Source organism: Kamptonema sp. PCC 6506, assembly GCF_000180455.1.
Lineage (GTDB): Bacteria > Cyanobacteriota > Cyanobacteriia > Cyanobacteriales > Microcoleaceae > Kamptonema > Kamptonema formosum.
This window is the reverse complement of record NZ_CACA01000019.1, coordinates 1-15,268: the sequence shown is the minus strand read 5'-3', so window position 1 is coordinate 15,268 and position 15,268 is coordinate 1. Positions and strand designations below refer to the sequence as shown.

Sequence of the window (15,268 nt, the reverse complement as noted above, 5' to 3'; positions counted from 1 at the left end):
GGAGGAGAGGGGAAGCATTGGTGTCAACTGCCATCCGAAAGCCCGCTCTTAGACTTAAGTCCCCGGCTGATAAATTAAGTCCTCGCTCAGAGGACTAACTAAATTTAAAAGTTTTCTTAGTCCTCTTTCAGAGGACTTGATCTTTGAGACAGGGGTTTTAACCCCTGTCGGAGTCAGGTTTTGACCTTAAGTTGGCACCAATGGGGCGATCGCTCACCCTACAAATACATGACTTTGACACCCAACCAAAGAAACCGGGTTTTTTGACAAAAATACTTCATTTTCACCACAGATGCTCTCAAAAACCCGGTTTCTGGAGCCCTGAGCGTAAGTCCTGTCAAAAATGGGATGCTTCCTAGAAAACTGCGATCGCCACAAAGCAATCCCAACAGACTGCAACCATTACCCTAAATTCAGAGGGTCAACATCAATTGTTAAACTCACAGAACGAGGAGTGCGATCGCGCAACCTCGCTAATGGTAATTCTATTGAGGCATTCACTGGCAACTTGAGCAAAATATGCCAACGATAACGATTGGCTACTCGCATAATCGGCGCAGGCGCAGGCCCTAACAATTCATAGATATTTTCCTGCTCTCTCGAACTCAGGAATAAGGCTAAGTTAATAGCAGTTTGCTCAACTTCAGCTCCATTATACCCACTTAATCGCAATAAAATCAACCGTCCACTAGGAGGATAATTTAACTGCGATCGCTCTTGCAATTCTGCCTCTAAAAATGACTCTGATTCGTGACGACGTACTGCTTGAATTACCGGATGTTCGGGGGTATAAGTCTGGATAATTACCCGTCCGGGATCGTCGCCTCGTCCCGCACGTCCTGCCACTTGAGTTAGAATTTGAAAGGCTCTTTCATTGGCTCGATAATCTGAGAAATGTAGCAATCCGTCAGCAGAGACAACTCCTACTAAGGTGACTTGAGCTAAATCTAATCCTTTAGTAAGCATTTGAGTACCTAGTAAAATTTCGGCTTCTCCATTGGCAAATTTTGTTAACAGTATGCGGTGAGCATCTTTAGTTTTGGTAGTATCGCTGTCAAAGCGAATAACGCGCAATTCTGGAAATAATCTAGTTAATTCTTGCTCGACTCGCTGAGTGCCACTACCAAAGTTTTTGAAGTAGGGAGAACCACATTCTGGACAGTTTCGAGGTTGTATTTCACTATGGTTACAGTAGTGACATCGCAATATTTGTGCTGCCCCTTCGCGGACGTTATGATAAGATAGAGAAACATCGCAATGAGGACATTCCATTACATAGCCACAACTGCGGCAGGAGACAAAAGTGCTGTGTCCTCTCCTATGAATAAATAGGATGCCTTGCTGTTGATTTTCTTGCAATTCTTGCAAAGCATTTTGAAGTGGCAAGCTAAAAATTGACCGATTGCCAATCCGCAATTCTTGCCGCATATCGGCTATTTCAATTGGCGGCATGGGGCGGGAGTAAATACGCTCTGGGAGTGAGAGGTAATGGGTAATTGGTAATTGGCGATCGGTAATTGGTAATGGGTAATTGGTAATGGGTAATTGGGGATTTTCTTGATTTGAAAGCGATGATAAATAGTCTTTTATAGAACTTTTTTGCCTCCGCGTTTCTACCCATGTTTCTAGGGAAGGGGTAGCGGAACCTAAGATTAAGGGACAATCTTCTAATTCGGCACGCCATTTAGCAACTGTACGAGCGTGATAGAGGGGTTCGCGTTCGTTTTGTTTGAAACTACTGTCGTGTTCTTCATCTAAAATAATTAGACCAAGGTGAGGTAAGGGAGCAAAGATAGCTGAACGAGTACCGATAACAATTTGAGGGATTCCTTGGGTCATATAACGCCAAGTATCGAAGCGTTCGCCTTCGGAAAGAGCGCTGTGATAAACGCAAACTTGGTCGCCAAATCTGGCACGGAATCTATCAGTTAGTTGGGGTGTTAAACCGATTTCTGGGACTAAAACTAGGACGGATTGACCGCTTTCTAAAATGGGGGCAATCGCTTGTAAATAAACTTCAGTTTTGCCGGAACCTGTGACACCGTGTAGCAGCACTTGGTTAAAGCCAGATAGATTATTAATGACTGCTAATGCTTCTATTTGGTAGGGTGTTAAAGCTTTAGGTACATCTGGGGTTTTTTCTATGCCTTGATTTAATCGTAATTTTTCTTTTTCTTCTATTAAGATACAACTATTTTGCTCTAATCTTTTGAGGGTCTGGCGAGTTGTGTTGCAAATATTGAGAAAATCAGTTAGCCACATTTCACCGCCTTGATTCCAGAGTATTTGCAATACTTCTTGCTGCCGTTCGCTCAATTCAACTGACAAATAATTGCCAATCAAGGTTACTGCTTGTTTCAGTTTCGGTTTTGGCGTTTTCGGGGGTTCTAGATAACTAATTGCCCAGTTTCTTTGCAATAAATCTTTGACTCCTCGGCTTGCTCCTTTAATTTGCTTATCGATATAATCCCAAGAGTAAGAATAATCATCAGATTTGGAAGATTGCAGCAATTGTAAAACTTGAAGGGCGGGTGGATTGAGGAAAATTTCGACATCGCTGGGTATAACGTCGGGAAGTAAACGGATGCGACGCTGCGATCGCCTTAGCAATCCAGGGGGCAATGATGCGCGAATGACATGAATCAAATCTGTGCAATAATAAGTAGCAACTCGATTTAGCAATTCTCGATAAGTAGGCGATAAAAATCCCTTGCTAACTATATCTTCAACATTTTTAACCCGATTTGGTGGTAAATTAGAGGGGAGTTCGTAGAGGTCACGAATCGCGATCGCTCTCAAATGCTGATAGCCAAAGGGTACACTTAAAATATCTCCCGGCTCCACATCCAAATCTGGAGGGAGTCGATAGGTGTAAAGTTTATCTTCCTTTTGCTCTTCTGAGTTGTTTTCTGATACCTCGAAGGGCAAATCAACTAGCACTTCGATCCATCTTTCCCTCGCTGGAGGGCGATCGCGATCGCCGCCAATACCATAAGATATCCCAGACTCGGCTAGAACAGGGGATAGACCAAAAGTAATAGTAGACATAGCGTTGCGTGTCCCAAACTAGAAGGAGCTACACTCGAAAGGTAGACTGCTCTTATTGTGCCTCACTCTATAATGTAGAAGGCAAGCACCATCAAGTTAAAGGGTGGATTGAGGTACTCATCAATTAAATTGCCTCAAAAACCGCTCAGAAGTAAACCCCACCGAAAGCGATCGCTAATATGGCAGAATTTGACTTAGGCAGTATTGCGGTGGCAGCAGAAACCTCATTTACTCAAATTCCAGAGCATGAGGATGCCGAAATTCACTATCCAATTTCAACTCGAACCTCAGAATATAGCAAGGTTTCAGACGATTCTGTGGGGGCCTTATTTAAAGAAATGGCCCGCTATCCCCTCCTTAAACCCAGCGAAGAGGTGGAGTTAGCCCGCCGCATTCAAGAATTGGTAGTCCTAGAAGCATTACAACAGAGTTTGCAGGAAAAATTAGGCAGAGTTCCCGATCGATCCGAAGTAGCAGCAGCAGCTTCTATGAGCGAAGCTCAACTGCAACAGCGCCTCCATTTAGGACGCGCAGCGAAACGCAAGATGATTAGCTCAAATTTGCGGTTAGTAGTGTCGATCGCCAAGCGCTATCTCAATCGCGGCGTGCCATTTCTCGATTTAATTCAGGAAGGGGCTTTAGGTTTGAACCGCGCCACAGAAAAATTCGATCCCTCAAAGGGGTATAAATTTTCTACTTATGCCTATTGGTGGATTCGCCAAGGAATTACGCGCACAATTGCCAATCAAGGGCGCACGATTCGGTTGCCAGTTCATATTGTAGAACAGCTTAACAAGCTGAAAAGAGCTTATCGGGAATTGAAGCGATCGTTACAGCGTCACCCGACAGAAAAAGAACTCGCCGAAGCGCTTTTAATTACTCCCGAACATTTGCGCGAACTCCAACAAGTACGCCGCAAATCGCTTTCTCTCAACCACCGCATCGGAGTAGAAGAAAGCTCAGAATTAATGGATATTTTGGAAGATAGCGAAACGCAATCTCCTGAAGAGCAGATGAATGAAATGATGATGCGGCAGGATATTTTTAGAGGTTTTGGACAGTATTTTAACAGAGCGGGAAAAAGATATTGTTGCTCTCCGTTACGGTTTGCTGACGGGAGAACCTCACACTTTGGAAGAAGTTAGTAGCATTTTCAACCTCTCGCGCGAAAGGGTGCGCCAGATTCAAAATAAAGCAATGCGAAAGCTGCGGCGGCCGCAAGTAGCGGAACGCTTAAAAGGATGGCTGCGTTAGGAATTTTGAAGGCGGTTAAAACAGTGATATAACTGGTAATTGTAACCGTCAACTGGTGGGAAAGAGCGAGAATCAAGGGAACAGTTCTTACTTTCTAAATTGACTTTTGCATGGAAATTTACTAGCCACAAATCTAAAGGCTTGTCCAGTTTCTCTAGTGTGTTCCACAAAGTAATTGCAGGCATTTCTGGTACTTCCTGCTGTTGGTGTGCCAACAGAAAAAACGGAGGGGAAGATGAAGGAATTTTGAGATTACTTCCTGGTACTGATAAGGCTAAACCTTGGTGGTTCCCTAAGTCAACAGGGTTTTGAGCTTGGAAGTGAGAAGAGTAACTAATCTTCCCCATTTTCCCCTTCTCCCCAAATTCCCATTCCCAAGCTATACCCATCATTTCTCCTGTTTGTACGTGAGTATTATGAGTAGTAGCAATCAGAACAGGAACCGTAGATACTTCCCGGATAATAGAAACTAAAAGGTCAGGTTTATAGTATTTCTGATAACCCAAATTTGAAAATACAGTTACACTACTTAATAACCCCATTATCAAAATCAGAACTACAGCTTTTTTACCAGAAAGTTTAATATAAAAAAGCTTAAAAAATTGACTTTTTACTGTATATGTGTTAAAGATAAAAGCTAGACTTGCACCTAGTAATACGATCGCGGCTGGAAAGTAAACAAAGTTGTATCTCGCACCGCGAGTGAGGTCAATGTTAAGAAAATATGTAAAGCCAAAAAATAGCGCGATCGCACTCAAGACAAAACCGCCTAAGACAACTATAGACAAACGATTTTCTGGCAGAGAATAGCAGGCTTTGATGCCGTTATAAAATAGGGGAAGCGCCCAGAGAAAATATACGACCATCGCGATCGCAGATACAATCACTACAGAGAGCGAATATGATTCTACTGGCAGTAAAGATACGATCGTAATCCAACCAGCCAGTGCTTGAAAAATCGGACTGATCAAAGCAAAACCCGTGCGATCGCTACTTTGAATCCATTCAGTTAATTCGCTACCATATCTGCTAGAATAAAATACGGGCAACCAGACTAAACCAGTGGCAATTGTACCAATAATGGGTAATAAAAATGAAGCGGGAAAACCGGAGAAAGTAGAAATTGTCTTAACCCCGATGTTTTCTCCTTTTAATTGCCGCCATAATATGGCAATAAAAACTATAGCCTCAGCGCAGAGAGTCAAACTAAAAAAGTAATGAACGGCAATTCCTAAACTATTAACAACAATCCAAATTAATCCCAGCCAAACAGGTAAAGCCAGCCGCTTTTCCGCATACCGCGTCGCCATTACCAGACAACTCAAAGAAGCAATAACTAATAAAATAGCCAGGGTATAATGGCGTGCTTCCTGAGCAAGATAAATAGAGTAGGGAGAAACCGCCATCATTGCCGCTGCCATTTGTCCAACTAAGCGGGAACGAAAAGCAAGACATCCTAAACCATAGATAGCGGGAACCGAAACCACACCCAAAAAAGCAGCAAGCGATCGCGCACCCCATAGGGAAGCATACCCCTGCACTGGTGCAAACATCTGCATCCACCAGTGAGCGAGAGCAAAATAAACAGGCGGGTGATTGCTTTCAGTCAACAAACGCGCGATCGCATCCCCAACAGTCGCACCCGGATGGGGTTTTAGCGGTGCCAACAGCACCTCTAAAGAAATCCCTCGATCCAAAGGTACTCCTTGAAAACTATTGCCTAAACTGAAAACCAGCGTCGAAAATTCATCCGTCCAAAGTGGCTTAGAATCCAAATTAGCAAAACGTAGCATCGCCGCGATCGCAGTCCAGGCAAAAAGTAGCACCCAGTGTAAAGCATCAAGTTTAAAATCAAATTTTTGCCGCAAGTCGAAGCCCCTTTAAACTCAGAAAAAACCTACAATTAACTTCCTACCTCACCTTCCGTCCCCATCATTTCTGCACATCTGTTACCCGCCAGCTCAGCTTCATATTAATCCAAAAATTCCATAACGTCACAGCCACGATCGCAATCAGCTTAGCCAAATATTCATTAACAGCAAAAACATTAAACAGCAAATTTACCAACAGCACATTCAAAATCAACCCCATCAAGCAAATCAGGTTGAACTTCAAAAACCGTTTAAACTGCTGACGTTTTCCCGGTTGTCGCTTAGAAATATCCCCGAAAGTCCACAAATCGTTCCACAAGAAATTATTGATAATTGCCACTTCCGAAGACAACATTGCACTCCGAGTTAGCGCCAAACCGAGTACAGTCCGCAGCAAATAAAACACCCCCATATCCACAAAAACCCCGCTAAAACCCACAACCCCAAACCGGAAAAAACGACCCAAGGGCCAACGGTCAAGACGCAATCTCAGCAAGTGTTGCAGGTACTCAATGTACTGCTTCCATGTCACCTTGCTCTCCCCTTCTTGGCGCTCCTGAAACACATAGCCAACTTCGCCAATCCAGCGAATATTTCCCCTTCCCAATACCTCAATCAAAATTTTATAGCCAGTAGGATTCATCTTCTTACCAGCAATGGAATCACGGCGCACCATAAAATAGCCACTCATTGGGTCTGAAACTCTTCCTACAACCCCCGGCAAGATCACCAACCCGATGGTTTGAGCTCCGCGAGATAAAACCCGTCTGACTACACTCCAGTCGCTCACACCACCCTCTGCAACGTGGCGACTAGCCACCGCCAAATCAGCGCCGCGCTCAATTTCCCCTAAAAGTTCTAACAGCGTCTCCGGTGGATGTTGAAGATCCGCATCAATTACCCCCAAAATCTCACCCCGCGCCACTTGCCAACCGCGAATCACCGCTGTAGAAAGACCTCGCTCTTCTTGGCGACGCATTACTTGTAACTGCGGATAGTCAGCCATAATTCCCTGGGCAACTTCCCAAGTGCGATCGGGGCTGTTATCATCCACTAAAATTAGCTCATATTCCCCAGGAATTTTACTGTCGAGTAACTGGCTCAATTGCGCGACAATGGCTTTGACATTCTTGCTCTCGTTGTAAGTCGGAATCACCAGAGAAAAATAAATGGGTGCATTGCCGACTTCAGCATCCGTAGAAGATACCGGCGTTCCCTCAACTGTCTGTCCTGGAACCTCAAATGCACCTAACGGCACTGGCAAAAGGCTGTTTGGTTGGCTGAAACTCATAGTTATAATATCTGAAATTGGCAGATCGCACTTTTAGACTTTAATCTTTAGATCGCCGATAGTCCATAGTTGAAATAATTAAAAATTAAAAATTAAAAATTAAAGGAATGTAAGATTAAGCGAAGCAATAGCGTTACTCAAGCCTACTTGATGCTTTCGCTCTCGGTAACGCGCGATCGCTCTACATATCCTACAATGAAGTATATATAAATATTTAGCTAATTGTCGCGCTAAGCTCGAAAAGCCATTAGCTCTAGGAAACACCTTTTATCGCTGAGCCTGGAAGGAATAATTGTGGATCTAATTCTTCGTCGCGCCTTAGATGGTTGCGATATATCAACCACCGAGGCATTAGTGCTATTGCAGCAGAAAGAACCAGATCGGATTGCTGCGATTCAAGTTGCGGCCGATCGACTTCGTTCTTTGCAAGCAGGAGATACTGTCACCTACGTAGTCAACCGCAATATTAATTTTACCAATATTTGCGAACAGCACTGCAATTTTTGTGCCTTTCGCCGCGATGAAGAAGATCCGGGCGCTTTTTGGTTAGATTGGGAACAAATTCTAGCAAAAGCAACTGATGCAGTCCATCTCGGCGCGACGGAAATTTGTATGCAGGGGGGATTAAACCTTAAAGCTAAGATTAATGGAGCTTCTTTACCTTATTATCTGCGCTTGGTTGAAACTATTAAGGATAAATTTCCTCAATTACATTTACACGCTTTCTCGCCCCAGGAAATACAATTTATTGCTAGAGAAGATAGCCTAAGTTTCAGCTATGTTATTGCTGCTTTGCGGGATGCCGGCGTGGGTTCAATGCCAGGAACAGCAGCGGAAGTCCTCGACGATTCAGTACGGAAAATTATCTGTCCTGAGAAACTAAATTCAGCGACTTGGTTAGAAATTGTAGAAACCGCTCATAAATTAGGATTGCCAACAACTAGCACGATGTTGTGCGGACATATTGAAACAGCATCACAGCAGATTTTACATTTGGAAAAATTACGCAAGCTCCAGCAAACTGCTTGTGAGAAAGGCTATCCAGCTCGGATTACTGAGTTTATTTTATTGCCTTTTGTTGGACAGCACGCACCGCCTTCTCTGCGAAAACGGGTAGGGCGAGTTCAGCCAGTTTTGGCAGATATTCTGTTACTTACAGCCGTCTCTAGAATTTTTCTAGGCAATTGGATTGTTAATCATCAACCAAGTTGGGTAAAATTAGGAATTGCTGGAGCTACGGAAGCTTTGAAATGGGGCTGCAATGACATCGGCGGTACTTTGATGGAGGAACATATTACGACAATGGCGGGTGCGATTGGTGGTAGTTGTCAGTCAGTGGAAGATTTGCAAAGAGCGATTAGTTCTTTAGGGCGAAATTATCGGCAAAGGGATACAATTTATCGCTCTTTAGGCATTGATGATTTTGCTTGTTATCGAGTCAAATCATTGTTTTAGGTAGGTGGATATAATCAAAGGTAGCTATGTGATTGCTTGTAATCCAACTCAATCTTCTGTCATTGCGAGCACCGCGAAGCAATCCCACAGTCTTGAGATTGCTGCGCGGTGCTCGCAATGACATTAATATATTGTTCGCAATGGTATTAATATAGCAACCGCTTTCGTTGGTTAGGGCCAATCCCAGTGTTACCTCTAGTTCATATCTTTTTTGTACAGATAGTCAAAATTTTTCTTGATTAATTCGGCAACAAGTGATATAATCTTAGAATAACATTCAAAAGTTAAGAGCAAAACAAATGAATGAAAAAGAATATACCACAGCTTATCAAGAACTGACAGCGATGCTCAGAGACTTTAATTTAGGCTGGGTTGCCGAACAGGTTGCTGATACAGTGCGGACAGGTAAAACTATAGAAGAGCGAACTTCTAAAAGAAAAACTCCTCTGCTAAAGATAGAAGATTATACCCCAGAGGAACAATTACGGCTGTTAACAAAAGCTGTCGAACAAGCAGTTATCGATACGGCAGAAATGGAGGATGAAATTGCATATTTCCTGAAAATCGAAGCAGAAAAATCTCAATTTACTCCCAAAATTATCTTTGCTGATTCGGATGAAGTTGGTAAAGAGATTGAGTTTACTTCAGAATTGATTTCCCCTCGGAATAAACAAGCTGTTGCCTTGAAAAAAATATTTAATCAACTGCTATCGAGAACAACAGATAGCCGAGAAATATCTACTCTAATTCAGCAAATTGGCTTCAAGTTAAACGGGGCGAGCGACCGTAATTTTAATGCTTATGTTGAGCAAGCCAATATTTTTAATATTTATCTGTTCACCATTTTATTGAAGGCGATTGCTAATGAAGAAGGAGAGATTTATTATAAAGATGTATTCGATGGGAATCCTAACTCTTTAGTATTTAGAAAAAATCCGGGTAAAATTCATGGAACTGTACATCCCTATACTCATGCTGCGATCGAATTTCCTAATAAGCCACCTCTAGAAGTTCACATCGGCGTAAAAGTTCAGGGAAGAGCAGGTGTCCTCCACGAATGCAACCTATTAGTATTGTACCAAAAAGAAGCAGACCTCTGTAGATTGCTCAACCGCGAACCGCGACATTCTCAGGTAATTATCGCCATTAAATCGCAGTATTATACATCACCGCTAAAACTCGATATTGCTGGTTCTTTTATCGGATTAGCGTCAGATATCCGTTATGAAGGTGGTAGCTATTTTATCTCCAATAGTTCCTCTGATTCTGTCGCCAAGTTATTGACAACGGCACGGAAAAAGTGGGAACTTAATATCGTTCCAGGGGGGACAAATGATGTGAACCGGCTGATGTATTCGTTGCAGACAATTTTTAAGGATTTTAAAGCCAGACATTAATGCGAGTGGAATTGCGTTTTTTTAAGGATACCAATAAATTATGGACTGCTAGGATTGTAGTAATTGTGTTTCACAGCCTATGTGCTACTCTATAATTATCATAACCCGAAAGAGGTAAAAACGATGTCAACAGTTTATCATTTAAAAGCCAGCGAATTAAATCATAATTTTGTAGAACAAATCAAAGCAACTTTTGGAGATAAAGAGATTGAGATAATTGTCTCTGAGTTTGATGAAACCGAATATCTTTTAAAATCCGAAGTCAACAAGAATCGACTTTTAAAAGCCGTTGAAAATGTTAAAACTCGGCAAAATTTAGTTGAAGTTAACTTAGAGGATTTGCAATGAGCAGAAGAATTGTTTTTGAATCATCTGGTTTTGCAGAATTTAATGAATGGGCAAAATTAGACAAAAAGATTTATCGCAAGATTGTCGAACTGATTAAAGATATAGATCGCTCACCGTTTGAAGGATTAGGTAAACCTGAACCTCTGAAATACGATTTAAGTGGTTTTTGGTCAAGGCGCATTGATAACGAACATCGTTTAGTTTACCAGGTTACGGATGAAGAGATTGTGATAGTTGCTTGTAAGTATCATTATAGTGAATAGTTATAAATTAAAATTAGTTCTGTTCTTAAAGACATCTTTAAAAAAGAAAGTGAGATCTATTCATTCCGATTACCCTATTCTCTGGATTGATCGCGAAAAATTTGTCAATTAGCGATAGACTATCATAGAGACTATCATAGATAGGACTTAGGCAGAAACATGAATAGGGACAAATATTTAAACCAGAAACCCGGTTTCTCTCATGGTTCGAGGTAAATCCTAATCAAGCTATTCCTTTGCTGAACTCATCTATTACACCCATCGCCCGTTGCCACGAATGCTAAAAAAAGATAAAACTTCCTTAATGCTCACCGTTGGAGCCGCCGTTTTACTAATTGCTGGTGGTATCGGAGCCTATTTATTAATCGTTTCACGGGGCCCCACCAAAGATCTGCCATTAGGTGCTAGCGTTATTCCGCAGGATGCGATGATGACCATTTCCCTCTCCACTGATAGCAAAGAGTGGGATAAACTGCGGGAGTATGGCACTCCAGAGTCGAAAGCTGCTCTCGATCGCATCTTAGGAGACTTGCGCGATCGCCTCCTAACTGCTAATGGCTACGGCTACCAGCAAGACATCCAGCCTTGGGTAGGCAAAGAAGTCACGATCGCCTTCCTACCAAATCATAGCGCCCCACCCGTCTCCTCAGTGGCCCCCGCGCAACAGTCAGTCGCCGTCGTCATGCCGATCGCCAACCCCCTTAAAGCAAAAGAACTGCTAGCCCAGCCTAAGCCTGTCAATCAAGGTAAAATGGTTGAGCGCAATTACAAAGGCATTAAAGTTGCCGAAATCCAAGGAGTACCCGATCGCAACTTATCAGTCGCCGTCCTTGGCTCAGAATATCTCGTCGTTACCACAGATGCCAAGGCCACAGATCGAGCGATCGACACCTACAAAGGCGAAGCCTCCCTAGCCACAACCCCCGGCTTTGCAGAGTCCTTAGAACAAATTAAAACTAATCAGCCCTTCGCTCAAGTATATTTCAACGTCCCAGTTAGCGCCGCCTACGCTTCCCTCAACTCCGCACGGCCAATTTCACAGCAAAATCTAGAGAAACTGGAAACTCAAGGGTTTGCCACAGCAGTTACCCTGGAATCAGAGGGAATGGCCTTTAAATCGATTTCTTGGCTGAAACCTAACTCCCAGAAAAAACTGGCAGTAGAAAATAATGCCGAACAAATGCTCACCCGTCTCCCCAATAATACGCTAATCGCTATATCGGGCGGCAATTTCCAACGTTTGTGGCAGGATTACGCCCAGGGTGCGGATAGCAACCCGATCGCGCCCCTCCCTCCCGAATCAGTGCGATCTGGGCTCAAATCCAGCACTGGTATGGATTGGGATAAGGATTTCATCAACTGGATGAAGGGAGAATTTTCCCTGTCCCTGATTCCTGCGCCTGCGGCTTCAACTACTCCGGGGAAGTTTGGGGCGGGGTTTGTGTTTATGGTAGAAGCTAGCGATCGCAAAGCCGCAGATAAATCCCTTAAACAATTAGATGAGGTGATGAAAACTAAGAAATTCAAAGTTGAGGAAACTCAAGCTGGGGGTCAACCCGCAGTTAAGTGGACAGCACCTTTTGGGGGAGTAAGCGTCACTCGCGGCTGGATGAAAAATAACGTGGCGTTTATGACAGTGGGAGCCCCAGTGACAAATGCGATCTTACCTGCGCCTAGCAACCCCCTACTAGGAAGCGAAATTTTCGAGAATACGATGCGATCGGAACTTACACCCAATAATGGCAACTTTTTTATCGATGTCGAGCGGGCTTTCAACCCCAAAAACCTCGCCATCCCTGAACTTCCACCTAATCAGAAAATGTGGGTAGATGCCATTCGTTCTATTGGGGTAACAACTGCTGTGGTGAGCGATCGCACCATTCGCTACGATGCTTTTGTGCAACTGAAAAAAGTCGATCGAGCTAGTACCCCGCCTGGCCCCTCTCCCAGTGTTAAGAGCTCTCCGAAGTAGCCGTTAACTGGATGAGTCGGAAAATAGTATAAAAGCGCAGTTTCTCAAAAACTGGGTTTGCTTTTCATGCGTAAATTAGTTGATTATTTGAACTCAATACTTCGGACAGTTTTTAAGCAACCAGAGTACCATAAAACGGGACGTAAGGAAAGTTAAGGTTATTTTAAAATAAAATTTGATCTAATAAATATATCCTTGGGAAGATGCGGCTAACGGAGACAAAAAGTTATCACTTAAATGTAGTTAATTTATAGCTTCTCTATTAATAGAGAATATGCAGGGTTTATCTAAGCATCGCCGCACATCTCTATTAACACTAAACCTTGCCAAAGACATGAAAATTTATATTAAAAATAAGAGTTTATTTCTCACGGCAAGAAATAAGCTTAAGTTAGAATCTTCGGAATTAAAAAAAATAAGAAATCAGCTTGTATTTCCATTATTATTTTTAGTTTTTAGCTTTTGCTTTCAAGTACCTTCAATTAAAGCCCAGACCATTGTTCCAGCTACAGACGGAACAGGTACAAAGGTTACTCCTGAAGGTCAGCACTTCGATATAGAAGGCGGTCAACTCTCCAGCGATAAAGCTAATTTATTCCACAGCTTCCAGCAATTTGGCTTATCAGAAGGTCAGATTGCCAACTTTATCTCTAACCCTGATATTCGCAATATTTTAGCTCGCGTTATTGGCGGCGACGCTTCCATAATTAATGGCTTAATTCAAGTAACCGGAGGTAATTCAAATCTATTTTTAATCAACCCATCTGGAATAATCTTTGGCGCTAATGCCAGCTTAAACGTGCCTGGTTCTTTCACAGCAACTACTGCCACAGGTATTGGAATTGGAGCTAACTGGTTTAATGCCGAAGGTACAAATGACTACGCAACTCTGGTGGGGACACCCAGCAGTTTTGCCTTTCCTTCCGGTCAACCAGGGACTATTATCAACTCAGCGGATTTAGCAGTAAAGTCAGGGCAAAATTTAACCTTGCTGGGCGGGACAGTTATTAGCATTGGCACTTTGTCGGCCCCAGATGGTCAAGTTACTGTTGTCTCAGTTCCCGCTGAGAATTTGGTGCGTATCAGTCAAGAAGGGCATTTGCTGAGTTTGGAGATCGCTCCTTTGTCAGGGGGCGATAGTACTAACAAACCAGCTAAAACTGACCAAGCCTCCTCATCAACTACTAATACATTAGATGGCCCTCAAGGACAGCCAACACCTTGGACGCTGCCGATCGCGACTTTGCCAGAACTATTGACGGGTGCTGGTAAAAATAGCGCCACAGGCATTAGCGTGAATGAAAGCGGTCAAGTGGTTCTCACAGGGGGAAACCAAACGGTAGCTGCTGGGGATGTAGCAACGCAGGAAGTAAATGCAGGCGCGATCGCTATTCAAGCAGCAGGCAACATTACCATCAACGGCAACCTCACCACAGTTGCATCTACTAGCAGCGGCCCCATACTTTTAAGTGCTACAGGCAACTTAACTGCGAGTGGTAACATCAGTACCAGCCTCGGTGAAATTAGCCTTAGCAGCAGCAATGGCAGCATCGACATCGCCAAAACCACTGTCACTTCTGAAGGGGGCGCGATCGCGCTAGAAGCAGAAACAGACATTCATGCAGGTGCGATCGACTCTCATTCTAAGACAATTGACGGCGGAAATATTACCCTTACCAGCCGCACAGGTATTATAGAAGCAGGCAATCTCAGTTCTTGGTCAGATGCCAAAAATGGAGATGGAGGAGACATAATTGTTTCTGCTCTATTAAGCATTAAAGCCGGAGAAATAGACGCGCATTCTGAGGATAAGCAAGGCGGATCGGTGACACTAGATCCCCAGGATGACATCGAAGTTGTCTTCATCAACACCCAAGGCAGAACAGCGGGGGGCGATATTGATATTACAGCGGGTCGTTATTTTCGGGCTACAGGCAGTTTCATTTCAGAGCCCTTCTGTTCAGAAGGTTGTAGTCTTTCCGCCGCCACCACCGGCAGCGCTAACGCTGGAGTTATCACAATCCGTCACGGTGGAACAGCTTTAAATACTCCTTTCACTGTAGGGCCAGACTATAACGGGCTGAACGGTACTGCTGGCAGCATTGTCACTGGAGGAACATCTCAGCCTAATAGCATTACCTATGGAAGTTACGATCGTCCCTTACCTCAGCGGCGAGGCCCAACGGTTATTGATATAACTGCTTCTACACCAGCGTCAGAACCCGCGCCAGAACCAGCACCAACACCAGAACCCGCGCCAGAACCCGCACCAACGCCAGAACCCGCGCCAGAACCAACACCAACGCCAGAACCCGCGCCAGAACCAACACCAACGCCAGAACCCGCACCAACACCAGAACCCGCACCAA

9 protein-coding genes and 1 pseudogene are annotated in these 15,268 nt (G+C 43.7%); 7 read left to right on the top strand and 3 right to left on the bottom strand.

Features of this window, described 5'->3' with window-relative positions:
* Window positions 1-402 precede the first annotated feature (402 nt).
* Window positions 403-3,048 (bottom strand): primosomal protein N', encoded by a 2,646-nt coding sequence (gene priA / locus OSCI_RS01055; protein WP_007352978.1) that lies wholly within the window; start codon window positions 3,046-3,048, stop codon window positions 403-405.
* 179 nt (window positions 3,049-3,227) lie between these two features.
* Between priA and OSCI_RS01050 the strand changes: the two are divergent.
* A pseudogene (locus tag OSCI_RS01050) lies at window positions 3,228-4,302 on the top strand (RNA polymerase sigma factor, RpoD/SigA family).
* Here OSCI_RS01050 and OSCI_RS01045 read toward each other — a convergent pair.
* Window positions 4,299-6,170: a glycosyltransferase family 39 protein gene (locus OSCI_RS01045; protein WP_007352977.1), complete on the bottom strand. Its 1,872-nt coding sequence runs from the start codon at window positions 6,168-6,170 to the stop codon at window positions 4,299-4,301. The pseudogene OSCI_RS01050 and the gene OSCI_RS01045 overlap by 4 nt on opposite strands.
* 64 nt (window positions 6,171-6,234) lie before the next feature.
* Window positions 6,235-7,464, bottom strand: coding sequence for a glycosyltransferase (locus tag OSCI_RS01040; protein WP_007352976.1), 1,230 nt, complete (start codon window positions 7,462-7,464; stop codon window positions 6,235-6,237).
* 294 nt (window positions 7,465-7,758) lie between these two features.
* Between OSCI_RS01040 and cofH the strand changes: the two genes are divergently transcribed.
* The 6 genes from cofH to OSCI_RS01010 all read left to right on the top strand — a co-directional run.
* On the top strand, window positions 7,759-8,919 hold the full coding sequence (gene cofH / locus OSCI_RS01035) for a 7,8-didemethyl-8-hydroxy-5-deazariboflavin synthase subunit CofH (protein WP_007352975.1): 1,161 nt from the start codon (window positions 7,759-7,761) through the stop codon (window positions 8,917-8,919).
* 299 nt (window positions 8,920-9,218) lie between these two features.
* The gene (locus OSCI_RS01030) at window positions 9,219-10,316 is read left to right on the top strand and encodes a hypothetical protein (RefSeq protein ID WP_007352974.1); all 1,098 of its coding nucleotides are present in this window, start codon (window positions 9,219-9,221) and stop codon (window positions 10,314-10,316) included.
* A 123-nt stretch (window positions 10,317-10,439) separates the two neighbouring features.
* Window positions 10,440-10,664, top strand: coding sequence for a hypothetical protein (locus OSCI_RS01025; protein ID WP_007352973.1), 225 nt, complete (start codon window positions 10,440-10,442; stop codon window positions 10,662-10,664).
* Window positions 10,661-10,927 (top strand): Txe/YoeB family addiction module toxin, encoded by a 267-nt coding sequence (locus OSCI_RS01020; protein ID WP_007352972.1) that lies wholly within the window; start codon window positions 10,661-10,663, stop codon window positions 10,925-10,927. Before OSCI_RS01025 ends, OSCI_RS01020 begins: the two co-directional genes overlap by 4 nt.
* A 277-nt stretch (window positions 10,928-11,204) precedes the next feature.
* Window positions 11,205-12,899 (top strand): DUF3352 domain-containing protein, encoded by a 1,695-nt coding sequence (locus OSCI_RS01015; RefSeq protein WP_019486906.1) that lies wholly within the window; start codon window positions 11,205-11,207, stop codon window positions 12,897-12,899.
* 334 nt (window positions 12,900-13,233) lie between these two features.
* Window positions 13,234-15,268 (top strand): filamentous hemagglutinin N-terminal domain-containing protein (locus OSCI_RS01010; RefSeq protein WP_234708683.1); only part of this gene is annotated, 2,035 nt, incomplete at its 3' end.

What these genes read in the sequence shown, in the direction of transcription:
- priA (WP_007352978.1), bottom strand. Translation starts at nt 3,048, where the DNA reads ATGTCTACTATTACTTTTGGTCTATCCCCTGTTCTAGCCGAGTCTGGG.
- OSCI_RS01040 (WP_007352976.1), bottom strand. Translation starts at nt 7,464, where the DNA reads ATGAGTTTCAGCCAACCAAACAGCCTTTTGCCAGTGCCGTTAGGTGCA.
- OSCI_RS01030 (WP_007352974.1), top strand. Translation starts at nt 9,219, where the DNA reads ATGAATGAAAAAGAATATACCACAGCTTATCAAGAACTGACAGCGATG.
- OSCI_RS01025 (WP_007352973.1), top strand. Translation starts at nt 10,440, where the DNA reads ATGTCAACAGTTTATCATTTAAAAGCCAGCGAATTAAATCATAATTTT.
- OSCI_RS01020 (WP_007352972.1), top strand. Translation starts at nt 10,661, where the DNA reads ATGAGCAGAAGAATTGTTTTTGAATCATCTGGTTTTGCAGAATTTAAT.
- OSCI_RS01015 (WP_019486906.1), top strand. Translation starts at nt 11,205, where the DNA reads ATGCTAAAAAAAGATAAAACTTCCTTAATGCTCACCGTTGGAGCCGCC.